Origin of the sequence: Motilibacter rhizosphaerae (assembly GCF_004216915.1) — a bacterium.
Taxonomy (GTDB): domain Bacteria; phylum Actinomycetota; class Actinomycetes; order Motilibacterales; family Motilibacteraceae; genus Motilibacter; species Motilibacter rhizosphaerae.
The window spans coordinates 179,922-204,246 of sequence record NZ_SGXD01000001.1; the positions used below are offsets into that span (position 1 = coordinate 179,922).

General features: G+C 74.1%; 18 protein-coding genes and 1 tRNA gene. 11 read left to right on the plus strand and 8 right to left on the minus strand.

From position 1 onward, the window contains the following. Positions 1-54: 54 nt before the first annotated feature. Entirely contained in the window at positions 55-1,401 is a 1,347-nt protein-coding gene (locus EV189_RS00890; RefSeq protein ID WP_130491072.1) for a cytochrome P450, read from the plus strand. 4 nt (positions 1,402-1,405) lie between these two features. Here the strand turns inward: EV189_RS00890 and EV189_RS00895 are convergent, their stop codons facing one another. After that, positions 1,406-2,335, minus strand: coding sequence for an aldo/keto reductase (locus EV189_RS00895; RefSeq protein ID WP_130491073.1), 930 nt, complete (start codon positions 2,333-2,335; stop codon positions 1,406-1,408). Between the two features lie 139 nt (positions 2,336-2,474). Further along, positions 2,475-3,218, minus strand: a complete 744-nt coding sequence (locus tag EV189_RS00900; RefSeq protein WP_130491074.1) for an SDR family NAD(P)-dependent oxidoreductase — start codon at positions 3,216-3,218, stop codon at positions 2,475-2,477. Positions 3,219-3,375: 157 nt separating this feature from the next. Between EV189_RS00900 and EV189_RS00905 the strand changes: the two genes are divergently transcribed. The 6 genes from EV189_RS00905 to EV189_RS00930 all read left to right on the plus strand — a co-directional run bounded on the left by EV189_RS00905 (position 3,376) and on the right by EV189_RS00930 (position 11,776). Then, complete coding sequence (locus tag EV189_RS00905) at positions 3,376-7,422, plus strand: bifunctional nitrate reductase/sulfite reductase flavoprotein subunit alpha (RefSeq protein ID WP_130491075.1); 4,047 nt, start codon at positions 3,376-3,378, stop codon at positions 7,420-7,422. Positions 7,423-7,558: 136 nt separating this feature from the next. Continuing rightward, entirely contained in the window at positions 7,559-7,948 is a 390-nt protein-coding gene (locus tag EV189_RS00910; RefSeq protein ID WP_407938101.1) for a TOBE domain-containing protein, read from the plus strand. Then, positions 7,945-8,739, plus strand: a complete 795-nt coding sequence (modA, locus tag EV189_RS00915) for a molybdate ABC transporter substrate-binding protein (protein WP_130491077.1) — start codon at positions 7,945-7,947, stop codon at positions 8,737-8,739. The genes EV189_RS00910 and modA overlap by 4 nt, the downstream gene beginning before the upstream one ends. 3 nt (positions 8,740-8,742) lie before the next feature. Beyond that, complete coding sequence (modB, locus tag EV189_RS00920) at positions 8,743-9,543, plus strand: molybdate ABC transporter permease subunit (protein WP_130491078.1); 801 nt, start codon at positions 8,743-8,745, stop codon at positions 9,541-9,543. Next, on the plus strand, positions 9,540-10,601 hold the full coding sequence (locus EV189_RS00925; protein WP_130491079.1) for an ABC transporter ATP-binding protein: 1,062 nt from the start codon (positions 9,540-9,542) through the stop codon (positions 10,599-10,601). Before modB ends, EV189_RS00925 begins: the two co-directional genes overlap by 4 nt. Before the next feature lie 17 nt (positions 10,602-10,618). Then, positions 10,619-11,776, plus strand: a complete 1,158-nt coding sequence (locus tag EV189_RS00930; RefSeq protein ID WP_130491080.1) for a pyridoxal phosphate-dependent aminotransferase — start codon at positions 10,619-10,621, stop codon at positions 11,774-11,776. Between the two features lie 65 nt (positions 11,777-11,841). Here EV189_RS00930 and rpsD read toward each other — a convergent pair whose 3' ends face one another. Further along, a complete protein-coding gene (rpsD, locus tag EV189_RS00935) occupies positions 11,842-12,450 on the minus strand; it encodes a 30S ribosomal protein S4 (RefSeq protein WP_130491081.1) in 609 nt (202 codons plus the stop codon). 65 nt (positions 12,451-12,515) lie between these two features. Here rpsD and EV189_RS00940 point away from each other — a divergent pair, with 65 nt between their 5' ends. From EV189_RS00940 to EV189_RS00955, 4 genes are all read left to right on the plus strand, one after another. Next, entirely contained in the window at positions 12,516-13,208 is a 693-nt protein-coding gene (locus tag EV189_RS00940) for a DUF2470 domain-containing protein (protein ID WP_165400064.1), read from the plus strand. A gap of 38 nt (positions 13,209-13,246) precedes the next feature. Further along, positions 13,247-13,471 carry a DUF3311 domain-containing protein gene (locus EV189_RS00945; RefSeq protein WP_130491083.1) on the plus strand — a complete coding sequence of 75 codons (225 nt, stop codon included), beginning with the start codon at positions 13,247-13,249 and terminating at the stop codon, positions 13,469-13,471. After that, a complete protein-coding gene (gene mctP / locus EV189_RS00950; RefSeq protein WP_130491084.1) occupies positions 13,468-15,066 on the plus strand; it encodes a monocarboxylate uptake permease MctP in 1,599 nt (532 codons plus the stop codon). The genes EV189_RS00945 and mctP overlap by 4 nt, the downstream gene beginning before the upstream one ends. A 116-nt stretch (positions 15,067-15,182) precedes the next feature. Further along, positions 15,183-16,787 (plus strand): methyl-accepting chemotaxis protein, encoded by a 1,605-nt coding sequence (locus EV189_RS00955; RefSeq protein ID WP_130491085.1) that lies wholly within the window; start codon positions 15,183-15,185, stop codon positions 16,785-16,787. A gap of 243 nt (positions 16,788-17,030) precedes the next feature. Here EV189_RS00955 and selB read toward each other — a convergent pair whose 3' ends face one another. From selB to EV189_RS00980, 5 genes are all read right to left on the minus strand, one after another. After that, the gene (gene selB / locus EV189_RS00960; RefSeq protein ID WP_130491086.1) at positions 17,031-18,752 is read right to left on the minus strand and encodes a selenocysteine-specific translation elongation factor; all 1,722 of its coding nucleotides are present in this window, start codon (positions 18,750-18,752) and stop codon (positions 17,031-17,033) included. Next, a complete protein-coding gene (gene selA, locus EV189_RS00965; protein WP_130491087.1) occupies positions 18,752-20,035 on the minus strand; it encodes an L-seryl-tRNA(Sec) selenium transferase in 1,284 nt (427 codons plus the stop codon). The genes selB and selA overlap by 1 nt, the downstream gene beginning before the upstream one ends. A gap of 29 nt (positions 20,036-20,064) precedes the next feature. Then, positions 20,065-20,158: transfer RNA gene (locus EV189_RS00970), tRNA-Sec, on the minus strand. A gap of 10 nt (positions 20,159-20,168) precedes the next feature. Continuing rightward, entirely contained in the window at positions 20,169-21,254 is a 1,086-nt protein-coding gene (locus tag EV189_RS00975) for a Gfo/Idh/MocA family protein (RefSeq protein WP_130491088.1), read from the minus strand. A 58-nt stretch (positions 21,255-21,312) separates the two neighbouring features. Beyond that, positions 21,313-24,318: an EAL domain-containing protein gene (locus EV189_RS00980; RefSeq protein ID WP_130491089.1), complete on the minus strand. Its 3,006-nt coding sequence runs from the start codon at positions 24,316-24,318 to the stop codon at positions 21,313-21,315. Positions 24,319-24,325 lie beyond the last annotated feature (7 nt).

Consider the following 24,325-nt stretch of genomic DNA (forward strand, 5'->3'; position numbering starts at 1 on the left):
GCGATGCTCGACTCGTCATCTGCACGACCACAGACGTTTCCCCAGGAGGCGTGGATGACCGCCACCCGCACGCCCGTACGCGCCGGCGGCCTGCCGGTGATCGGCTCGACGCTCGACCTGCGCCGCGACTACCTCGGCACGATCCTGCGCGCGTCCCGCGAGCTCGGGCCGGTCGTCCGGTTCGACGTCGGGGTGCCGGGTCTGCGCATGGCCCTCTACTCGATCACCGGTCCGGAGGGCTGCGAGCGGGTGATGAGCGACCCGGTGGCCTACCGCAAGGAGACGCGCTCCTACGACGAGGTGCGGCTGACGCTCGGCAACGGCCTGCTGACGAGCCAGGACGAGGACTGGCTGCGCCAGCGCAGGTACGTCGCCCCGGTCTTCACCCGCAGGCGGATGACGACGAGCTACGCCGCCGTGATGGTGGAGGAGGCGTCGGCCGTCGCACGGCGCTGGGCCGGCAGGGGCACGGTCGACGTGCACGCCGAGATGACCCGGCTGACCGCGCGGGTCGTGGGCCGGGTGCTGCTCGGGTCCGACGTCGAGGCGGCGCTCCCCCGGATCATGGAGACCTTTGCGCCGCTGAGCACCCGGCTGCTGCGCCGCGCCGTGTCTCCGCGCCCGATCCCGCCGTGGCTGCCGACGCCGGCGAACCGCGAGTTCCACCGGCACAACCAGGTCCTGCGCGAGATCGTCGACGACCTGGTCGCGGCGCGGCGGCGCACGGGTGACGACGGTGGTGAGGACCTGCTCGGCCTGCTGCTGCGCGGCGAGGGCGAGGAGCGGCTGACCGACGCGGAGGTCGTCGACCAGGTGCTCGTCTTCCTGCTCGCCGGCCACGAGACGACCGCCTCGACGCTGGCGTGCGCGCTCGTCGAGCTCGCCCGCGCGCCGCAGTGGCAGGAGGCGGCGCGCGCGGAGCTCGCGGAGCTCCCTGGTCCGCCCACCGCGGCCGATCTCCCGCGGCTGCCGACGGTCGACGCCGTCGTGCGCGAGGCGCTGCGCCTGTACCCGGCCGCGCACTCCGTGGCGCGGCTCTCGTCCGTGGCGACCGAGGTCGACGGATACGCGCTGCCGGCCCGCGCGAACCTCGTGACCTCGCCGTGGGCGCTGCACCGCCGCGCTGAGCTGTGGCCGGACCCGGACCGCTTCGACCCGGGCCGCTTCCGGCCCGGGTCCGGGCAGCCGCTGCAGGGTGGCAAGCAGGCGTGGCTGCCCTTCAGCGCCGGGCCCCGGGCCTGCATCGGTGCGCAGTTCGCGATGCTCGAGGCCTCGCTCGTGCTCGCGGTGCTGCTGGGCGCGTACGAGCTGAGGACCGCGCTGCCCGGCATCCCGCTCGAGGCGGGGATCACGCTGCGCCCCGCGGCTCCGCTGCCGGTGCAGCTGGTGCCGCGGGGCTAGCTGCTCACCAGGCGGCGCGCAGCGCGGCCGTCTCGTCCTCCTTCAGCTCCAGCGTCAGCGCCGGGAGGATGTCGGCGAGCTGCTCCGGCGTACGCGCGCTGGCGATCGGCGCGGTGACCGTCGGCTGGGCGCGCAGCCACGCGAGGGCGACGGCGGGGACGGTCGTGCCGTGCGCGTCGGCGACGGCGTCGAGCGCGGCGTACAGGCCGGGCGTGCGCGGGTCCTCGAGGTAGCGCGCGACGTTGCCGGCGCGGGCGCCCGAGGCCTGGCCGTCGCGGTACTTGCCGGTGAGGAAGCCTGCCGCCAGCCCGAAGTACGGGAAGCTCGCGAGGCCCTCACGGGCGACGAGGTCGGCGTAGGCCCCCTCGTAGCCGTCGCGCTCGACGAGGTTGTAGTGGTCCTGCACCGCGGCGTACCGCGCGAGGCCGTGCTCCTCCGAGGTGCGCAGCGCCTCGGCGAGCCGGGGGGCGGAGTAGTTGGACGCCGCGACGACGCGGACCTTGCCCGCGCGGACGAGCTCGTCGAACGCGCCGAGCGTCTCCTCGAGCGGCACGGACTGGTCGTCCTCGTGCGCGTAGTAGACGTCGATGTGGTCGGTCTGCAGGCGGCGCAGCGAGTCCTCGGCCGCGGCGCGGACGTTCGCGGCGGAGAGCCCGCGGCGTGTGTCGAGCTTGGCGACCTTGGTCGCGATGACGACGTCGTCACGCCGGCCGCGCTTCGCGAGCCAGGTGCCGATCACCGTCTCGGACTCGCCGCCGACGTGGCCCGGCGCCCAGCGGCTGTACGCGTCGGCCGTGTCGACGAAGCGGCCGCCCGCCGCGACGAAGGCGTCGAGCACGGCGTGCGACTGCTGCTCGTCGGCGCTCCAGCCGAAGACGTTGCCGCCGAGCACGAGCGCGCCGACCTCGAGGTCAGTTCCAGGGATGTTCGCCATGGCAACCATCCTTCCCACCGACGGCCGGGCTGTCGCGTCGAGTGGCGGACGTCTCACACCTCGGACCCCCTGCCTCCCACCTCCCCGTGATCATGCACATCTCGGGACCTCAGGATCTGCATGATCACGGGGAGCAGGGTCAGCGGCGGATGCGGCGCAGCAGGCTCGGGGGGACGGCGCGGGTGAACGCGGGGAGGGCGGCGTACTGCCAGCCGGGGACGCTGACGACGCGGCCGCGACCAAGGTCGCGCAGCGAGCCCTCGACGACCTGGTCGACGTCGAGCCAGACCCAGCCGGGGATGCGGTCGACGTCGTCGCCGGAGCGGGCGTGGAACTCCGTGCGCGTCAGTCCCGGGCAGAGCGCCTGCACGCGGACGCCGGTGCCGCGCAGCTCCTCCACGAGCCCCTCGGTGAAGGCCGTCGCGTACGCCTTCGCCGCGGAGTACGTGCCGCGCCGCAGGAAGCCGGCCACGCTCGACACGGTCACGACCGTCCCTCCGCCGCGCTCGACCATCCCCGGCAGCGCCGCCTTGGTCAGCACGACGACCGCGCGCACGAGCACGTCGAGCAGGCGCTCCTCGTCGCGCACGTCGGTCTCGCCGAACGGCGTCGCCAGCCCGAACCCCGCACCGCTCACCAGCCAGTCGACCGGGCGCGCCGGGTCGGACAGCCGGACCTCGACCGAGCGCAGCTGCTCGCGGTCGGCGAGGTCGGCGACGAGCACCTCGGTGCCGACGCCGTACACCGCGAGCTCCTCCGCGCGTCCCTCCAGCCGCGGCCCGTCGCGCGCCACGAGGACGAGGTCGAAGCCCTGGTGGGCGAGGCGCCGGGCGTAGGCCCAGCCGATGCCGGACGTGGCGCCGGTGACGAGAGCGGTGGGCACGGACCGGAGCGTACGGGCTCACAGGCCACCGCCCCGGCGCGTGCGGCACGTGTAACGCCGCCGTCCACCTCGGCGACGCGGCCGCGCAACAGCGCCTGCCTACCGTCGGGACGGACGGAGGACGCCTGCCCGACGGGCCGGCAGCGGAGGAGGCGGGATGAGCGGCGCGGTCGAGCAGGTCCGCACGGCCTGCTCCTACTGCGGCGTCGGCTGCGGCATCGTCCTCGAGGTCGGCCGGGGTGGCGACGGCACCCGCCGAGCGCTCAAGGCCGTCGGCGACAAGGCGCACCCCGCCAACGCCGGGCGGCTGTGCACGAAGGGCGCGACGCACGTCGACCTGCTCGCCGCACCGGGGCGGCTGGCGTCCGCGCTGGTGCGGGGGTCCCGCGGGGCCGTACCCGTCCCGGCTCCCGTCCGTGACGCGGTCCGCGAGGCGGCCGCGCGGATCCGGGACGTCATCGAGACGCACGGCGCGGACGCCCTCGGCATCTACGTCTCGGGGCAGATGTCCCTGGAGGCGCAGTACCTCGTGACGAAGCTCGCGAAGGGCTTCCTCCGCACGCAGTTCCTCGAGTCGAACTCCCGGCTGTGCATGGCGAGCGCGGGAAGCGGCTACAAGCTCTCCCTCGGCGCAGACGGGCCGCCCGGGTCCTACGACGACTTCGACACAGCCGACCTGTTCCTCGTCGCCGGCGCCAACATGGCCGACTGCCACCCGATCCTCTTCCTCCGCATGCTCGACCGGGTCAAGGCGGGCGCGAGGCTCATCGTCGTCGACCCGCGCCGGACGGCCACCGCCGACAAGGCCGACCTCTTCCTGCAGATCCGGCCGGGTACGGACCTCGCGCTGCTCAACGGGATCCTCCACCTGCTCGTCGTCAACGGCGACATCGACGAGGAGTTCATCGCGGCGCACACCGAGGGCTTCGCGGCGATGCCGGAGTTCCTCGCGGACTACGCACCGGCCGTCGTGGCCGAGGTGACGGGGCTCGCGGAGGACGACATCCGGCTGGCAGCGCAGTGGATCGGCGAGGCCGGCGAGTGGATGAGCTGCTGGACCATGGGGCTCAACCAGTCGACGCACGGCACGTGGAACACCAACGCCATCGTCAACCTCCACCTTGCGACCGGCGCGATCTGCCGCCCCGGCTCCGGGCCGTTCTCGCTGACAGGACAGCCGAACGCCATGGGCGGCCGGGAGATGGGCTACATGGGCCCCGGCCTCCCGGGGCAGCGCGCGGTCCTCTCCGAGGCGGACCGCTCGTTCGTCGAGCGGGCCTGGGGCGTGGCGCCCGGGACGATCCGGCAGGAGTTCGGGCGCGGCACGATCGACATGTTCGAGCGCATGGCCGCAGGGGACATCAAGGCCGCGTGGATCATCTGCACCAACCCGGTGGCCTCGGTGGCGAACCGCTCGACCGTCATCGAGGCGCTGACCCGGGCCGAGGTCGTGGTCGTCCAGGACGTCTTCGCCGAGACGGAGACCACCGCGTACGCCGATGTGGTGCTGCCGGCGACGCTCTGGTCGGAGTCCGACGGGGTCATGGTGAGCTCGGAGCGGACGCTCACCCTCGTTCCCGGCGTCCTCGACGCGCCGGGCGAGGCGACGCCCGACTGGAAGCTCATCTGCCTGGTCGCGGCGGAGCTGGGCTTCGCCGACGCCTTCTCGTACGCCTCGGCGGAGGAGGTCTTCGCGGAGATCAAGCAGTTCTGGAACCCGGTCACCGGCTGGGACCTGCGCGGCGTGGACTACGAGCGGCTGCGGCGCGGGCCGGTGCAGTGGCCGGCGGCGCCGGACGGCCCGGACCGCAACCCCGTCCGCTACGTGAACGACGGGGTCAGCGCGACGGTGCGCACCGCCGACGACGGTACGGTCCCGCGCCTCGCGTTCCCGACCCCGAGCGGACGCGCTGTGTTCTTCGCGCGCCCCCATCTCCCGGCCTCCGAGCTCCCGGACGACGACTTCCCGTTCGTGCTCACGACCGGGCGCGTGCAGCACCAGTGGCACACGATGACGAAGACGGGCAAGGTGGCGAAGCTGAACCGGCTGGAGCCGGGACCGTTCGTCGAGGTCAACCCGGAGGACGCGCTGAGGCTGGGCGTCTCCGCGGGTGACGGCGTCGAGATCGCCTCTCGGCGCGGTCGCGCCGTCCTTCCCGCCGTCGTGACGGACCGGGTGCGGCCCGGCACGTGCTTCGCGCCGTTCCACTGGAGCGACCTGTTCGGGGAGGAGCTCGCGGTCAACGCCGTGACGAACGACGCCGTGGACCCGATCTCCTTCCAGCCCGAGCTCAAGGCGTGCGCGGTGACGCTGACCAAGGTGTCGGCGGCCGCTCCCGCTCCTGCTCCTGCCTCCGCCGTCCCTGCGCAGCGCGCGCTCCCGGAGGTCGACGCCCTCACCCAGCTGCTCGGCCTCGCCCAGGTGTCCACGCCGGAGCTCGAGGACCACGAGAAGCTCTACGTGGCAGGAGTGCTGGCGGGGCTGGCGGCGGTTCCGCCGCGTACCTCCGTTCCGGTGCTGCCGGCCTCAGCACCACTCGCTCCCGCTCGGCTCGCCTGGGTGAACGGCCTGCTGGCAGGGATGTTCTCGCGCTCCGGCGCGGAGATCGTCGAGGCGGCGCCGGCGCGTACGCTCACGCTGGCCTGGGCGTCGCAGACCGGCAACGCCGAGGAGGTCGCCCAGAAGGTCCGCGCCCGCCTGGCGGAGGACGGCCACGACGTCGCACTGGTCGAGCTCGACGCGGTGACGCCCGCGACGCTGCGGGGTGATCTCCTGCTCGTCACCAGCACCTTCGGCGACGGGGACGCCCCCGACAACGGGGGCCGCTTCCTCGACGCGTTGGCCGGCGTCGAGAGCCTCCCGGCGCTGAGGTACGGCGTGCTCGCCCTCGGCGACTCGTCCTACGCGGACTTCTGCGGCTTCGGCCGCCGCGTCGACGAGCGGCTCGGCGCCCTCGGTGCGACCCGGCTCGTGCCGAGGGTCGACTGCGAGCCGGACTACGAGGAGAGCGCCCTCGGCTGGCTCGAGTCCGTCACGGCGGCCCTGCGGACGACCGCGGCCGTCCCGGCTCCGCGGCGCAGCGGCCCGACCAAGGCGCACCCGCACCTCGCCCGCCTCGCCGGCAACCGGCTGCTCAGCGCTCCCGGCTCCGGGAAGGAGGTGCGCGAGTTCACCTTCGCCGTGGACCCGGCCGAGCTGGCCTACGAGCCGGGGGACGCGCTCGGCGTGTGGCCGACGAACTGCCCGTCGCTCGTCGACGAGTGGCTTCGCGTGACCGGGCTACGCGCGGACGCGGAGGTCCTGCTCGACGGGCTGGACCCGCTGCCGTTCGCCGAGGCGCTGCGACACCACCTCGACATCACCCGCATCTCGCCCGACCTGCTGCGGGCCGTCGCGGCGGCCACCGAGGACCGCGAGCTGAAGCGGCTGCTGCGCCCGGACAACCGCAACGAGCTCGAGAAGTGGCTGTGGGGACGGCAGAGCGCGGACCTCCTCGCGGAGTTCCCGGTCCGGATGAGCGCGCAGGAGTGGACCGAGCTGCTGAAGCGGCTGCAGCCTCGGCTGTTCTCGATCTCGTCCACCCCGCTGAGCGACCCGGGCCAGGTGCGGCTCACGGTCTCGGTCGTGCGCTACGAGAGCCCGGCAGGAGCGGTACGCAAGGGCGTCGCCTCGACGTTCCTCGCGGACGCGGCGCCCGACGCCGAGGTCCGGGTCTTCGTGCAGCGTACGCAGCACTTCCGCCCGCCGGCCGACGCCTCCACGCCCGCGATCATGGTCGGGCCCGGCACCGGTGTCGCGCCGTTCCTCGGCTTCCTCCAGCACAGGCGTGCCCTGGCGCACACGGCGCCGAACTGGCTGTTCTTCGGCGAGCAGCACGCGTCGACCGACCACTACTACCGCGACGAGCTCGACGAGCTGCACCGCGACGGGACGCTGTCGCGGCTGGACCTCGCCTTCTCGCGGGACCAGCGCGACAAGGTCTACGTGCAGGACCGGCTGCGCGAGCACGGCTCGCAGGTCTGGTCGTGGCTGCAGGAGGGCGCGTCCTTCTTCGTCTGCGGCGACGCGTCCCGCATGGCCCGCGACGTGGACCGCGCGCTGGTCGAGATCGCCCGGCTGCACGGCCGGCTCGACGAGGAGGCGGCCACCGCGTACGTCAAGGGGCTGGCGGCGGAGAAGCGGTACGTCCGCGACGTCTACTGACCCCAACGTTGTGGCCCTGGTTCGGGACCATGGCGCGAACCAGGGCCACAACGTTGGGTACTGGGGCGCAGGTGCGGCTGATCCTTCGGACAGAGGCCGCAGGTGCGGCTAGGATCGGCGCGTGCCGACGTACCGGATGAGGGAGGCCGCCGAGCTGCTCGGCGTGTCCGACGACACCGTGCGCCGCTGGGCCGACTCGGGGCGGCTGCCCACCCATGACGAGGGCGGCCGCCGCGTCGTCGAGGGCACGGAGCTGGCGCGCGTCGCCTCGGAGCTGGGCGGGGGCTCCGAGTCGGGCGCGCCGCGGCCGATCGTCGCCGAGTCGGCGCGCAACCGCTTCACCGGCCTCGTGACCCGCGTCGTCCGCGACACGGTCATGGCCCAGGTCGAGATCCAGAGCGGACCGCACCGGCTCGTCTCGCTGATGAGCCGCGAGGCCGCCGACGAGCTCGGGCTCGAGCCCGGCGTGCTGGCCGTCGCCGCCGTCAAGTCCACCAACGTCGTCGTGGAGATCCCCGCCAGATGAAGCGCGCCGTCCTCGTCCTCGCCTCGGCCGCGGTGCTCGCGGGCTGCGGCTCGTCCTCGGGCTCCCCGTCGTCCGCCCCCGCGCCCACCGGAGCGGGCAGCGCGGCGTCGGGGAAGGTGGCCGGCCGCATCACGGTGCTCGCTGCGGCCTCCCTCAAGGAGTCGTTCACCGCACTGGGCAAGCAGTTCGAGGCCGCCAACCCCGGCACGAAGGTCGTCTTCTCCTTCGGCGCGAGCTCGGACCTCGCCGCGCAGGTCACGAACGGCGCCCCCGCCGACGTCTTCGCCTCGGCCAGTGCCAAGACCATGGACACCGTGGTCAAGGCCGGGAAGGCGACGTCACCGGAGGACTTCGCGACCAACTCGATGGAGATCGCCGTGCCGAGGGACAATCCTGCGCACGTGAAGACCGTCGCTGACCTGGCCAGGGCCGGAGTGAAGGTCGCCCTCTGCCAGGCCCAGGTGCCGTGCGGCGCGACGGCTGCGAAGGTCTTCACCAACGCCAAGGTGACGGTGGAGCCGGTGACGCTCGAGGCGGACGTCAAGGCGACGCTGACGAAGGTCTCGCTCGGCGAGGTCGATGCCGGCGTCGTCTACGTCACCGACGTCAAGGCCGCGGGCACCAAGGTGCTCGGCGTGCCGATCCCGGCCGCGACCAACGCGAGCACGGCGTACCCCCTCGCCGTGCTGAAGGGCGCGAAGAACCCCGGCACGGCCAAGGCCTTCGAGGACTTCGTGCTCTCCGACGCCGGGCAGCAGGTGCTGGCGGCGGCGGGGTTCGAGAAGCCCTAGCCGGTGCGCCGGCGCTCCAGCGCGGGTACGCCGTGGCCCGTCGGGCTGCTGGCGCTGGTAGCCGTCGCGTTCCTCCTGCTGCCGCTGGTGGGGCTGGTCGTCCGAGCACCGTGGACGCGGCTCGGCCCGGCGCTCACCGACGCGCAGGCCCTCCCCGCGCTGCGGCTCTCCCTCGAGACGGCGACGCTCGCCACCGCCGTCTGCCTCGTGCTCGGCGTGCCGCTCGCCTGGGTGCTCGCTCGCGTCCGCGTCCCCGGCCTGCGGGTGCTGCGCGCGCTCGTGCTGCTGCCGCTCGTGCTCCCGCCGGTGGTCGGGGGCGTCGCCCTGCTGCTGGCCTTCGGCCGCCGGGGGGTCGTGGGCCGCGGGCTCGACGCGTGGTTCGGGCTGACCCTGCCCTTCACCACGGCGGGAGCCGTCCTCGCCGAGGCCTTCGTGGCCCTGCCGTTCCTCGTGGTCACGGTCGAGGGAGCGCTGCGGAGCAGCGACCAGCGGCTCGAGGAGGCGGCCCGTACGCTCGGCGCCTCGCGCCTCACCGTCCTGCGCCGGGTGACCCTGCCCCTCGTCGCCCCGTCCGTCGTCGCCGGCACGGTGCTGTGCTGGGCGCGGGCACTGGGGGAGTTCGGCGCGACCATCACGTTCGCCGGCAACTTCCCGGGGCGCACCCAGACGATGCCGCTCGCGGTCTACCTCGCGCTGGAGAGCGACCCCGACGCGGCCGTCGCGCTGAGCCTCGTGCTGCTCGCCGTCTCCGTCGCCGTGCTCGCGCTGCTGCGCGACCGCTGGCTGCGGCCGGGCGCGACGTGAAGGGCCTCGCCGCCAAGGTCTCCGCGGAGCGCGGGGAGTTCCGCCTCGACGTCGACCTGTCCGTCGCACCGGGCGAGGTGCTCGCGGTGCTCGGCCCCAACGGCGCGGGCAAGACCACGCTGCTGCGCACGCTCTGCGGCCTCGACCCCCTGCGAGCAGGGCGGATCGAGCTGCGCGGCCGACTGCTCGACGATGGGCGCACGTCGCTCGCCCCCGAGCACCGGCGGGTGGGCGTCGTCTTCCAGGACTACCGGCTCTTCCCGCACCTCTCGGTCCGCGACAACGTGGCGTTCGGCCGGCGCAGCAGCGGTTCGTCACGTCACGAGGCTGCCCACAGCGCGCAGCACTGGCTGGAGCGCCTCGGCATCGCCGACCTCGCGGACCGGCGGCCCGGGGCGCTGTCGGGCGGGCAGGCCCAGCGCGTCGCGCTCGCCCGCGCGCTGGCCGGCGCACCCGACCTGCTCCTGCTCGACGAGCCGCTCGCCGCGCTCGACGCCGAGACCCGCCACGGCGTACGCGGTCAGCTGGCCGCGCACCTGCGGGACCCGGCGCGCCCCGCTCTGCTCGTCACCCACGACCCGCTCGAGGCCATGGTGCTCGGCGACCGGCTGCTCGTGCTCGAGGGCGGCCGGGCCACGCAGACCGGGCGCCCGGCGGAGGTCGCGCGGCGGCCCGCCACCGCGTACGTCGCTCGGCTGCTGGGGCTCAACCTCTACGCGGGCACCGTGACCGCGGACGGCGTCGAGCTCGACGGCGGCGGGGTCCTGCACGCCGCCGGCTCCCCCGACCCCGGTACGCCCGCGCTCGTCGCGCTGCGGCCCAGCTCGGTGACCGTGTCGACGGAGCGGCCGAGCGGCACGAGCACGCGCAACGTCTGGCCCGCGGTCGTCGCCGGGATGGAGCTGCTGCACGACCGGGTCCGGCTCTCCGCCGAGGGCGCGCCGAGCGCGCTCGTCGACCTGACGCCGGGCGCGGTCGCCGAGCTGGGACTCCGGCCGGGTGCGGAGGTGTGGCTGTCAGCGAAGGCGACCGAGGTCGAGGCGTACCCCCGCGGGTGACGTGCCACAGTGGCGGCATGCACGCACCCGCGCGCCGCGTCCAGGGGCTCGGCACGACGATCTTCGCCGAGATGACCGCGCTGGCGGTCGAGACCGGCTCGGTCAACCTCGGGCAGGGCTTCCCCGACACCGACGGACCGGTGGAGATGGTGGCGGCCGCGGCGGAAGCGCTGCAGGGCGGCCAGAACCAGTACCCGCCCGGGCCCGGGATCCTGCCCCTGCGCGAGGCCGTGGCCGAGCACCAGCAGCGCTGCTACGGGCTGGTCTGGGACCCCGCCGACGAGGTGCTCATCACCACCGGGGCGACGGAGGCGGTGGCGGCCGCGCTGCTGGCCTTCGTCGAGCCGGGTGACGAGGTGGTCGCGCTCGAGCCGTTCTACGACTCCTACGCGGCCTGCGTCCAGCTGGCCGGCGGCCGGCTCGTCCCCGTGACGCTGCGGGCGCCGGACTTCCGGCTCGATGTCGACGCACTCCGGACGGCGGTGACCGAGAAGACCAAGCTGCTGCTGGTGAACTCCCCGCACAACCCCACGGGCACGGTGCTGACGCGCGCGGAGCTCGAGGCGGTCGCCGCGCTGGCCGTGGAGCGCGACCTGCTCGTCGTCACCGACGAGGTCTACGAGCACCTCGTCTACGACGACGCGGAGCACGTGCCGCTGGCGACGCTGCCCGGCATGCGCGAGCGAACGGTGTCGATCTCCAGCGCGGGCAAGACGTTCTCCTTCACCGGCTGGAAGATCGGCTGGGTGACCGCGGCCCCCGAGCTCGTCGCGGCGGTCCGGTCCGCGAAGCAGTTCCTCACCTACGTCTCCGGCGCGCCCTTCCAGCCCGCCGTCGCGACCGGGCTCAGGCTCGGCAGCGCTCCGCTGGAGCAGGTGCGGCTGGACCTGCAGCGCAAGCGCGACCTGCTCTGCGACGGGCTGGAAGCGCTGGGGCTGCAGACGTTCCGCCCTCAGGGCACCTACTTCGCCACGACCGACATCGCGGGTCTCGCGCTCGGCGACGGTGTGGAGTTCTGCCGCACGCTCCCGCGCAAGCTCGGCGTCGTCGCGATCCCCAGCAGCGTCTTCTACGCCGAGCCGGAGCGCGGGCGCACGCTGGTGCGCTGGGCGTTCTGCAAGCGCGACGAGGTGCTCGAGGAGGCGCTGCGGCGGTTGGCCCCGCTCGCCCCCTGAACCCCCGTGATCATGCACGTCCTGGGTGCCCGGGATGTGCATGATCACGGGGAGGGGTGGGAGGGTCAGCGGCTGTAGAACTCCACCACCAGCTGCTCCTCGCACACGACGGGCACCTCGCGCCGCTCGGGCAGCCGGAGCAGCTGCGCGCGCAGGTCCGCGAGCTCGACGGCGAGGTACGCGCGGTCCTCCGCCGCCCGGTGCGCCCCCGCCGCGGCCTCGAGGAAGGGCGACTTGGTCCGGCTGCGCGGGGCCACGGCGACGACGTCACCCGGGCGTACGCGGTACGACGGCCGGTCCACGCGGCGCCCGTTGACGACGACGTGGCGGTGCACCACGGCCTGGCGCGCCTGGTAGATCGTCCGGGCGAAGCCCGCGCGCAGCACCACGGCGTCGAGCCGGCTCTCGAGGTCGGCCACGAGCAGCTCCCCGGTCTTGCCGGGGCGGCGCGTCGCGTCCTGGAACGCCCGCCGCAGTTGCGCCTCGCTGACGTCGTACTGCGCGCGCAGCCGCTGCTTCTCGAGCAGCCGGCGCTTGTAGTCCGACTGCTGCTTGCGGCTGCGGCCGTGCTGGCCGGGTGGGTACGGCCGGGCCTCCAGGTACTTCTGGCACTTCGGCGTCAGCGCGATGCCGAGCGCGCGGGAGAGCTTGGCCTTGGGACGAGGGGTGTTCACAGGACCTCCGAGGAGCGACTAAGGTCAGCCTAACCTAACTGCTCCTCGACCTCCGGAGGACCCGCGTGACCCGCTCGCTCCCCCACCCGACCGTCGCCGAGGCGGCCCGCAGCGTCGTCGCCTCCGCCGCCAGCCTCACGCTGGTCACCTCCCACCACCGGGCGCACCTCGAGGGCCGCCACCTCGTCGACGCGCGCGGCGGGCTGCGGCTCAGCCTGCCCGCGGACAGCGCCGTCGCGACCGCGCTGCGCCTCGAGGAGGACCTCGTCGCCACCGTCGAGCTGACCGACGTGGCGCCCGTGGCCGTCCGCGACCGCGTGCGCGCGCGGCTCGCGCTTACCGGCTGGCTCGAGCTGCTGGACGACGACGGGACGGACACCACCGCGTACCTCGTGCCGGGGAGCGTCGACCTCGACACCTGCGGCCGGCGCCACGAGATCGACCCGGAGGAGTACGCCGTGGCCGACCCCGACCCGCTCACCGGCGTGGAGGCGGAGGTCCTCACCCACCTCGACGCCGAGCACCGCGCGGAGCTCGACGCCCTGCTCAGCAGCTGCGATCCCGCGCTCGACGGCGGCCGGCGCACCCGTCCGCTGCGGCTCGACCGGCACGGGCTCACCGTCCGCGTCGAGCGGGCGAGCGGCGAGTGCGACGTGCGCCTCGCGTTCCCGGCACCGGTCCGCACCGTGGCCGAGGTCGGCGAGGCGGTCCGCTGCCTCGGTCGGGCGGCAGCACCGCGGACGCGCCGGGGCGGCTGAGCGTTTCAGCCCGCGAGGACCGGGGAACGCGCGGCCGCATGGCAGAGTCGCCCCGCACCACCCGTACTCGCTCCTGGCCCCACTGGCTCCTCGTGCTCCCCCTGCTCGGCGTGCTGATCCCGCCGGTCTACGACGTCCGGCACCCCGAGATCGGCGGCGTCCCGTTCTTCTACTGGTGGCAGCTGCTCTGGGTGCCGATCAGCATGGCGGTCACCGTCCTGGTCTCGCGCATGACCGACCCGCGCCCCGAGGGGGACCGGTGAACGGCGTCGACGGCGTCGCACTGACGGTCTTCATCCTGCTGTTCGTCCTCGTGACGGGGCTGGGCTTCGTCGCCTCCCGCTGGCACCGCGCCGAGTCGCTCGAGCACCTCGACGAGTGGGGCCTCGGCGGACGCAGCTTCGGCCCGTGGGTCACGTGGTTCCTGCTGGGCGGCGACCTCTACACGGCGTACACCTTCGTCGCGGTGCCCGCGCTGATGTACGGCGCCGGAGCGACCGGGTTCTTCGCCCTGCCCTACACGATCGTGCTCTACCCGCTGGCCTTCCTCGTCGCACCGCGGCTCTGGTCCGTCGCCCACCGCCACGGGTACGTGACGCCCGCGGACGTCGTGCGCGGGCGCCACGGCTCCGCCCTCCTCGCGCTGCTGGTCGCGCTCACGGGGATCGTCGCGACCATGCCGTACATCGCCCTGCAGCTCGTCGGCATCGAGGCGGTGCTCAAGGTCATGGGCGTCAAGGGCGAGTGGCCGCTCATCGTCGCGTTCGTCGTGCTCGCGGCCTACACGTACCAGGCGGGTCTGCGCGCACCGGCGCTCATCGCGTTCGTGAAGGACGCCCTCATCTACCTCGTCATCATCGTCGCGTTCATCGCGATCCCGATCCAGCTGCACGGCTTCGGCTCCATCTTCTCGGCGGCTGAAGCGAAGTTCGCGAAGACGCCGGCGCCGACGGACGGGATCCTGCTGTCGCACGCGGGAGAGCTGGGCTACTCCACCCTGGCGCTGGGCTCCGCGATGGCGCTGTTCATCTACCCGCACTCCGTCACCGGGCTGCTCGCCTCCCGCAGCCGTCGGGTGATCCGGCGCAACATGTCGATGCTGCCGGCGTACAGCTTCGTGCTCGGGCTGCTGGCGCTGCTGGGCTTCATGGCGATCGCCGCCGGGGTGAAGCCGCTCGGCAAGGACACGGACACCGTCGTGCCGCTGCTGTTCGACAAGCAGTTCCCGAGCTGGTTCGCAGGCATCGCGTACGCCGCGATCGGGATCGGCGCGCTCGTCCCCGCCGCCATCATGTCGATCGCTGCGGCGAACCTGTTCACCCGCAACATCTACCGGGAGTTCGTCCGGCCCGACGCGACGCCGGCGGAGGAGGCCCGCGTCAGCAAGCTGATGTCCCTCGTGGTCAAGGCCGGGGCGGTCGTCGCGATCCTCGCGCTGGACCCGCAGTTCTCCATCGACCTGCAGCTCATCGGCGGGGTGCTCATCCTGCAGACGCTCCCCGCCCTCGTCGGAGAGCTGCTCACGCGCTGGTTCCACCGCTTCGCCCTCACCGCGGGCCTGGTCGTCGGGCTCGCGGTCGGCGTGTGGATGCTCTGGGTGACGCCGAACCCCGCCGCGAAGAAGGTGCACTTCGGCGGCTCGCAGTACGCGTTTGCCCACCTCGGCTTCGACACGAAGGTCACGGTGTACACCGGCCTGGCGGCGCTGGTGGTGAACCTGCTGGTGGCGGTGGTCCTCACTCCGGTCCTGCGCGCGGCGCGGGTCGCCGACGGCGCCGACCGGACGACCGAGGAGGACTACCTGGTGGAGGCGGGCGACCCGCGTGTCGCGCCGGTGGCCCCGGTGCCGGGGGTCTGAGACTCCGCCGTTCGGCGGAGCAACGGCCGTATCTCGGCCGATCGCGCACAGTCCGCTGCCGGTCGGCCGATAGATCCCCCGTAGGAGTCCAGCCGCCGCTCTTCCGGAGGTACGCCATGCTCGCCCCAGTCGTGCGCTTCGTCGCCAACCGCAAGGTGGGCACGCGCATCCTCGCCCTCGTCGCCGTCCTCGCGCTCGTGGCCCTCGCAGTCGGGATCGCCGGCCTGCGCGCGCTGTCCTCGACGGCGGCGGCTACCGGCAGCCTCTACTCCAACAACACCCGCGGGCTGGTGACGCTGGACGCCATCACCGCTGAGCAGTTCAACAACCGCCTGATGCTCGCCAACCACGTGATCTCGCAGGATCCGGCGACGATGGCGAAGTACGAGCAGAAGCTGCAGACCTCGGACGCAGCGCTCGACACGTCCGTGAGCGAGTACGAGAAGCTCGGCGTGAACCCGGCGGCGACGTCGCAGTGGCAGCTCTTCAAGACCGATCTCGCGAAGTACCGGCAGATCCGCCAGGAGCAGGCGCTACCCGCGAGCAAGCGCAACGACCTGGCGGGGTACATCGCCATCCGGGACAACACCATGCTGCCCGTCCTCACGGAGATGGCCGGCGCTCTGGCCAAGGTGTCGTCGGCCGAGTCCGCCGAGGCGAAGGCCACGGTGGAGGCGAGCGCGTCGTCGTACCACCACGCACGTACGCAGGTGATCCTCGTCCTCGTCGTCGGCCTCGCGCTCGCCGTCGCCCTGGCGCTCTTCGTCTCCCGCATGATCGTCGCGGCGGTCCACCGCGTGTCCCGCGCGCTGCAGGCTATGGCTGAGGGCGACCTGACGGTCGAGGTGGACGTGCACAGCACCGACGAGCTCGGCGCCATGGCCGCCGCGGTCCGCACCGCCCAGCAGGGCATCGGGGACGCCGTCCGCACCATCGCCGCGTCCTCGCAGGCGCTGGCCGCCTCTTCGGAGGAGCTCAACAGCGTCTCCGCGCAGATCGCCTCGTCGGCCGAGGAGACCTCGGCGCAGGCGGGCGTCGTCGCGGCCGCGGCCAACCAGGTCTCGAGCAACGTGCAGACGGTCTCGGCCGCGACCGAGGAGATGACCTCGTCGATCAGCGAGATCGCGCACAGCACCAACGAGGCCGCGCACGTGGCGGGCGAGGCCGTGGGCGTGGCCGAGGCGACGAACGCCACGATCGCCGCGCTCGGCGCGTCCTCGAACGAGATCGGCAACGTCGTCAAGGCCATCACTGCGATCGCCGAGCAGACCAACCTGCTGGCCCTCAACGCCACCATCGAGGCTGCGCGGGCCGGCGAGGCCGGCAAGGGCTTCGCTGTGGTCGCGAACGAGGTCAAGGACCTCGCGCAGGAGACGGCGCGGGCCACGGGCGACATCGTCACCCGCGTCGAGCGCATCCAGGGCGACACCTCGTCCGCGGTCGAGGCCATCGGCCGGATCGCCGCGATCATCGCCCGCATCAACGACTTCCAGACCACCATCGCCTCGGCGGTCGAGGAGCAGTCGGCCACGACCGGCGAGATGAGCCGCAACGTCTCCGACACCGCGACCGCCTCGAGCGAGATCGCCTCGACGATCAGTGGGGTCGCCCAGGCCGCCCAGGTGACCGCCGAGGGCGTGGTCCAGGCCCGCCAGGCCGCCGACGAGCTCGCCCGCATGTCGGGCGACCTGCAGTCCGTGGTGAGCCGCTTCCAGGTATGACTCCCGCTCGCCCCTCACGTGATCATGCAGATCTCGGGACCCGGGGGCCGGGCTCCCCGTGATCATGCAGTTCCTGGGGCTGGGGCCGCCGACCCCCTCCCCGCGATCATGCAGATCCTGGAGCCGCGGCTCCCGAACCCCTCCTCGTGATCATGCAGATGGTGGGCCCAGGATGTGCATGATCACGGGCAGGTGTGGGTGGCCAGGACGTGCATGATCACGGGGTGAGGGGCGGCGGACTCGTCAGGGGCGGCGTACGGTCCGGCTGCTGTCCGGCGCACGCTTGGTCCAGCCGCGGCCGTCCAGGTGCTCGAGCAGCGGGACGACGACGCGCCGGCTGCTGCCCAGGGCCGTCCGCGCCTGGCTGACCGTGAACGGCTGCGGGAGTCCCGCCAGGACGCGCATCGCCCGGGCCGGGCCGTCCGGCAGCAGCAGTACCTCGCCCGGCAGCCGCAGCAGACGACCCGCCGTCGCGGCTGCCGCGAGCTCGCGGGGACCGAGGCCCGCTGACCGCAGCTCGTCGAGGTCGGGGGCGTCGAAGGCGCTGTTGCGCAGGCGGTCCTCGATCCGGCGTACGGCCTCCTCCGCCGCCCCCAGCGACGGACGCCACCCCGCTGTCCGCACGCGCCCCGACCCGCGCTCCAGCCCGGTGGCCGCCGCGAGCGGCGCCACGACCTCGGGGTCCGGTAGTCCCAGTGCCGCAGCAGCGGCCCCCTCCGGCAGACCGGGCGACAACGGCTCGGCCCGCTGGTGCTCGAGGCAGGCCGCCCGCAGCGCCTCCTGCCACTGCGCCCACCGCGACCGCGCGACCAGCCAGCCGCCCGCCTCCACGCCGTCGGCCGCCAACGAGCCCGCGGGCACGAAACCCCTGCGCTCGAGCACGTCCTGCGGCTGCTCGGGCCCCTGGCGCAGCGCCTCCGCCCTGCGTCGCGCGTCCCCGCGTCGGCGGAGCCGCTCCGGCGCAGTGTCGAGCACCGACAGCCCGACGATGCGCCCGTCGCCGGGGTCGCGCAGCAGGAGCCGCTCTCCCACGGCGAGGGGCAGCGGGTGCGCGAGCGACAGGCGGGCGACGTCGCCGTCCAGCGGGCGTACGCGCGTGGGCACCGCTGCCGTCCCCGCGTGCAGGGTGAGCTCCGCGGGCAGCCGGTCCCCCGGGTCGAGCCGGACATCGACGAGCGCGCTCGGGCGCCAGGAACCCGGCGACAGCAGCGCGTCCCCGCGCCCGACCTCGTCGAGCTCGACGCCGCGCAGGTTGACCGCCACCCGTGCGGTCGCGGTGACGTGCTCGTGCGGCTCGCCGAGGCTCTGCAGCCCGCGGACGCGCACGTCCCGTCCGCGGAGCGAGAGCACGTCGTCCACGCGCAGGGTTCCTGCTGCGAGGGTGCCGGTCACCACGGTCCCGGCACCGCGTACGGTGAACGCCCGGTCCACCCACAACCGCACAGCAGCAGCAGGATCAGGTGCAGGCAGCCGCGCGACGAGCGCGTCCAGGGCGGAGCGCAGCTCGTCCAGGCCCGCACCCGTGGCGCCGCTGACCTGCACGGCCGGCACCTGCCCGAGCGACGAGGACGCGATGCGCCGCAGGGCTTCCTCCGTCGCAGGACCCGGGTCCGCCAGGTCCGATCTGGTGACCGCGAGCAGGCCGTGCCGCAGCCGCAGCGCCTCCACCGCCGCCAGGTGCTCGGTGGACTGCTGGCGCCAGCCCTCGTCCGCGGCGACGACGACGAGCACCGCGGGCGCCGGGCCGATGCCGGCGAGCATGTTGCCGAGGAACCGCGCATGCCCTGGTACGTCGACGAAGCTGATCGTCTCCCCGCTCGGCAGCCGCGTCCACGCGTAGCCGAGGTCGATCGTCATGCCGCGCCGCCGCTCCTCCGCCCAGCGGTCCGGCTCCATGCCCGTCAGCGCGCGGACGAGCGTGGACTTCCCGTGGTCGACGTGACCCGCGGTCGCGACGACGTGCATCAGCTGAGCGCCGCGAGGACCGCTTGCAGGACCGCGGGATCGTGTGTCTCCGGCACGCACCGCAGGTCGACCAGGCAACGGTCGCGCTCGACGCGCGCCACCACGGGCGGGGAGCCGTGGCGCAGCCGCTCCGCGACAGCGGGGGGCAGCGCGACCGCCCAGCCCGGCAGCTCGACACCGGGGCCGCCGCCACCACCGACGGCGCCAGCACTCGGCACGACGGTGGCGCCCGGCACGGCCGCAGCCAACCGCTCCGAGCGCTCACGCAGCACCTCCGCAGGCAGCCGGAGTGCCTGCCACACCGGCACGTCTGCTGCCCGCAGCGTCGCCTCGAGCGCGGCGAGCGTCAGCTTGTCGACGCGCAGCGCGCGGGCGAGCGGGTGCCGCCGCAGCCGCTCGACCACGTCGGCCGGCCCGAGCAGCAGACCCGCCTGCGGTCCACCCAGCAGCTTGTCCGCACTCGCCGTGACGACAGAAGCGCCTGCCAGCAGCGCAGTCCGCACGTCCGGCTCATCAGGGAGCAGCGGATCCGGGGCGAGCAGGCCGCTGCCGACGTCGGCGACCACCGGCACGCCGAGCCCGGCGAGCTCGGCCACCTCGACGCTGCTGGTGAAGCCCTCCACCCGGAAGTTGCTGGGGTGCACCTTGAGGATGCAGCCCGTCTCCGGCCCGACCGCGTGCGCGTAGTCGCCCAGGTGCGTGCGGTTCGTCGTCCCGACCTCGCGCAGGCGCGCGCCGGTCGAGGCGATGAGGTCGGGCAGGCGGAACCCGTCGCCGATCTCCACCATCTCGCCCCTACTGACGACGACCTCGCGGCCGGCCGCGAGCGCGGTCGTCGCGAGGACCAGCGCGGCGGCACCGTTGTTCAGCACCAGAGCGGCTCCCGCAGCGGGGACTCTGTCGAGCAGCGCCTGCAGCGTCCCGCGCCCGCGCCGGGCCCGGGTGCCGGTCGCCAGGTCGAACTCCACGTCGGTGGAGCCCGCTGCCGTCGCCAGCGCCTCGACCGCCGCAGCAGACAGGGGCGCGCGGCCGAGGTTCGTGTGCAGCACGACACCCGTCGCGTTGATCACCTGCTGCAGCGAGGTCCCGGACACCGGCAGGGCGTCCGCGGTCGCCGCCGCGCAGGCCTCGGGCGCGAGCTCGCCACGGCGTACGCGCTCCTGCTGGCGGACGACCTCCGCCTTCACCGCCTCCCGCCCCAGCCGCTCGAGCGCCGGCGCGAGCAGCGGGTCGGCGAGCAGCGCGTCGGTCCTGGGTACGCGGCGGCGCGGGTCCACGAGCACGAACCTACCCGCGCCGCCCGCGACCGGCAGCGGAGGCGGACGGGAATCGAACCCGCCAGGACGAGGTGCTCGCCCTCACCGGTGTTGAAGACCGGGGCGCCCACCAGGAACGCGTACGCCTCCGCCGAGCACTCTAGCCAGCCCACGCCTCGCGAGCCGTGGTCACCGGCCGCCCGCTCGACGCGGCCTCCTCGACCGCGAGCGCGACCAGGTGGTCCTGGCACGCCTCCGCGAGGGGGTACGGCGCGGGCCCGTCACCGCGTACCCACCGGCCGGTGGCGGCGAGGATGTCGGCCACCGCGACGTCGTCGTCGGACATCCGCGAGCCCGCGAACGGGTTCCGGTAGACGACCTCGCCGTCGAAGCTGATGAAGTCGAGGTCGACGCCCTCGAGGTCGAGGTCCACGCCGCGCTGGCGGCGCACGAGGTGCGACTGCACGGGCGAGCGGGGGTCGACGAGCCGCACCACGCTGTCGTCGACGATCTCACCGAGCGACCCGCGGACGACGATCCGGCGTGCACGCAGCGGGTTCCACCACTGGTTGTCGGTGAAGTCGTAGACCGCGGTGCGCCCGTCGCCGAAGTCGAGCAGTCCGATCGTCGTGCCGGCCTGCTGCGGCTCGAGCGACCCGGTCCAGCCGTCCTTCCCGAGCGGGTCGGCGAGCGGAGCGGTCGTGCGCTGACCGACGACGGTGACGGGGTCGAAGCCGGTGCCGAGGAACCCGCGGATGAGCGAGGTCGCGTGGTACATGTGCGTGCTCGAGACCTGGACGCCAGTGACCGTGCCGACCACCCCGCGCCGGGCGACGGCGAGGCGCGCGGCGTGGCCGGGCATGAGGAGGTACTGCTCGGCGACCTGGACGCGTCCGCTCGCGCCGACGCGCGACCAGAGCGCGCGCAGCCCGTCGGCGTCAGCGGCCGGGGGCGTCTCGGCCAGCACGGCGTACCCCAGCTCCACGGCGCGCTCGGTCACCGCGGGCGTCTCCCCCCACGGCACGGAGGGCACGACGTACTCCGGGGCGGTGGCGGCGACCTCGTCCAGCGTGCGGAAGGTCGGGACGCCCCACTCGGCGGTGACCTGCTCGCCCCGCTCGGCCGTGCGCGTCACGACGGCACTGACCTGCAGCTGCTCGGGCGCCATGCGCGCCAGGCGCAGGAAGAACTGCGAGCGCCAGCCGCTGCCGACGACAGCGAACCGGACCGGCTCCTGGGTAGCCACGACGTCCTCCTCGACTCGGTGCGCGCACGCTACCCGAGCAGGCGGACCAGCAGGCGGATCAGGTACGCGCCGCCGCCCGCAGGCCCGGTGCCCACGACGAGGTGTCGATGCCGGTGACGAGGAGCTCGGCGAGCTCGGCGGCCGGCGCGGGCCGCGCGAACAGGTAGCCCTGGCCCATCGGGCAGCCGAGCGCGCGCAGCCGCAGCGGCTGCTCCGGCGTCTCGATGCCCTCGGCGATGACCTCCATGCCGAGGCTGCGGCCCATCGCCGTGATCGCGCGGATGATCTCACGGCCGCGGGCGAGGTGCAGCCGGCCCACGAACGAGCGGTCGATCTTCAGCGCGTCGATGGGGAAGCTGTGCAGCGCCTCGAGGGAGGAGTAGCCCGTCCCGAAGTCGTCGATGTGGAGGTTGACCCCGCGGCCGTGGAGCTCGCCGAGCAGCGAGGCGGCCTCGGCGGCGTTGTCCATGACGACGCCCTCGGTGATCTCGAGGGAGAGCCGCGAGGCGACCGCGCCCGGCAGGGCCAGCTCGGCGTCGAGCACGTCGAGCAGGTCCCGGTGCCAGAACTCCCGGTGCGACAGGTTGACCGAGAGCGAGAGGTCGGAGTCGGCGACGCCTGCGGCACGCCAGGCCAGCAGCTGGCGCCAGCTCTCGCGCAGCACGAGCTGGCCGAGCGGCACGATGAGCCCGGTCTCCTCGGCGACCGGCAGGAAGTCCGCCGGGCTGACGAGCCGCCCCGCGGAGTTCCGCCAGCGGACCAGCGCCTCCAGCGCCGCGATCCGCCCCGTGGAGAGGCGCACGATCGGCTGGTAGTGGACCTCGATGCCCGACCCGTCGCCGGAGCCCTCGATCGCGCGCCGCAGCTCGCCCTCGAGGCGCAGCCGGTCGACGGCGCGGTCGTGCATGGCGACCTGGAAGACCGCGGTGGAGCCGCGCTCGCGGGCCTTCGCGGCGTACATCGCGATGTCGGCGTCGCGGACGATCTGCTCCGCCCCGGTGTAGGCGGGCGCGCCGTGCGCGATGCCGATCGCGGCCGTGGCGACCACCGGGTGCCCCTGGACGTCGTACGGCCGGGCGAGCTCGGCCTGCAGGCGCTCGACCACGGCCTCGACGACCTCGGGCTCGGCGTCGCGCAGCAGCACCGCGAACTCGTCGCCGCCGAAGCGCGCCGCGACGTCCCCGGCGCGGATGCAGGACAGCAGCCGCGAGGCCACCTGCGTCAGCAGGTCGTCGCCGGCGAGGTGGCCGAGCCCGTCGTTGACGAGCTTGAAGCCGTCGAGGTCGAGGAAGAGCATCGCGAACGGCTCGTCGCCGGCCCGCCCCACGGCCTCCTGCAGCTGCTCGTTGAAGTACGCCCGGTTGGGCAGCCCGGTCAGCTCGTCGAACAGCGCGCGACGGCGCAGCTGCTCCTCGAGGCGGACGCGCTCGGCCTGCGACTCGCGCTGCTCGAGCGCGACGGCGAGCAGCGCCGACCACTGGAAGTACGTCTCGCGCCCCGTCGCCGTCGCGAGCTCGGGCTTGCCGACGAGCGCGAGCAGCCCCCAGTCGCGCGTCGCGGTCCGCACCGGCAGCACGAAGGCGAGCTCGCCGGCCTCCGGGTCGACGAGGTCGAGCAGCGTGCGCGGCGGGAACTCCTCCACGCGCTGGAGCCCGCGCGCCTCGGTGCCGAGGCTGCCGAACGACTGGACGAGGTGGAGCGTGTGCCCGACCTCGGCCGGCGCGCTCCACAGCCCGACGCAGCCGGCCCGGCACCGCGTACGCGCCAGCCAGCGCAGGGACGAGGGGTCGTCGTGGGGAGCGCGGAGCAGCTCCATGCTGATGTCGTACTCGCTGCGCAGCTCGTCGCGCAGGTGGCGGGTGGCCTCGTGCGCGTCGCTGGTGCGGGCGTCGGCGAGGCACATGGCGAGCTCGCGCACGAGCTCGTCGGCGATGTCGCGCGGGCAGCCGCGGTCGCGCAGCTCGGCCTGGATCTCGCGCAGCAGCCCGGTCATCGTCTCGCGGCGGGGGCGCAGCGCGAAGACGTGCCGGACCGCCTGCTCGACCTGGGCGGGCTCGAGCGGGGCGGCGCCCTCGCTGGCGACGGCGAGCGCCGTCGTGAGCGCGGTGCCCGCGGAGCCGAGCTCGGCGTGCGCGGGGCTGCCCGGGGCGACCTCGGGGAACAGCGCCGCCAGCCGGTCGGCGAAGGCCAGCCCGACGCTGCCGCCGCGACCCACGAGCGCGAGGCCGTCGCAGCCGCACGACGCCCGGGGGACGTAGGACGTGGGCACCCGGTGGGTCACCGGCTCCAGCGGGCCCTCGAGCCCGGCGAGGGCCAGCCGCGCGGCGAGCTCGCCGAGCCGCTCGAACGGCTGCCCCACGGAGGCCAGCGCGGGGCTCTGCGCGCCGGCCCGGGCGGTGTCGTCGAAGCCGACGACCGCCATCTCCAGGGGCAGGCGGAGGCCCGCCTCCTGCAGCGCACGGCTCAGCCCGATCGCCGTGTTGTCGTTGGCGCAGACGACGGCGGTGGCCGGGAGCCCGTCGGCGAGCAGCGCGCGCCCGGCGGCCTCGCCGCCCCAGTCCATGAGGTTGTCGACCTCGTAGCGCAGGCGCGGGTCGGGCTCGATGCCGTGCTCGCGGAGGACCTGCTCGTACGCGGCGTGCCGCTCGCGCGTGTCCTGGTTCTCGAGGCTCCCGACCCACGCGATCCGGCGGTGGCCGTGGCGGAGCAGGTGCTCGACGACCTCCCGGCCGCCGGTCGTGTTGTCGGCGAGCACGCTGGGGAAGCCCGCCACCTCGCGGGAGACCATGACGACGGGCTTGCCGGTGGCGCGCACCGCCGCCAGGTGCTCGTCGTCCAGGGCGAAGGTCAGCGACACGACCGCGTCGTAGCGGTCGGACGAGAGCCCGCCCGGCACGTCGGGGAAGTCCTTGAACTCGTCCCCCACCGCGGGGTGCAGCGTCTGCACCGCCAGCAGCCGGGCGCCGCGCGCAGCGCACTCGCGCTGGAGGCCGCGCAGGATCACGCCGAAGAAGGGCCCGGCGACGAGCGGCGTGAAGAACGCGACGGTGGGTCTGCGGCCCATGCCCCGG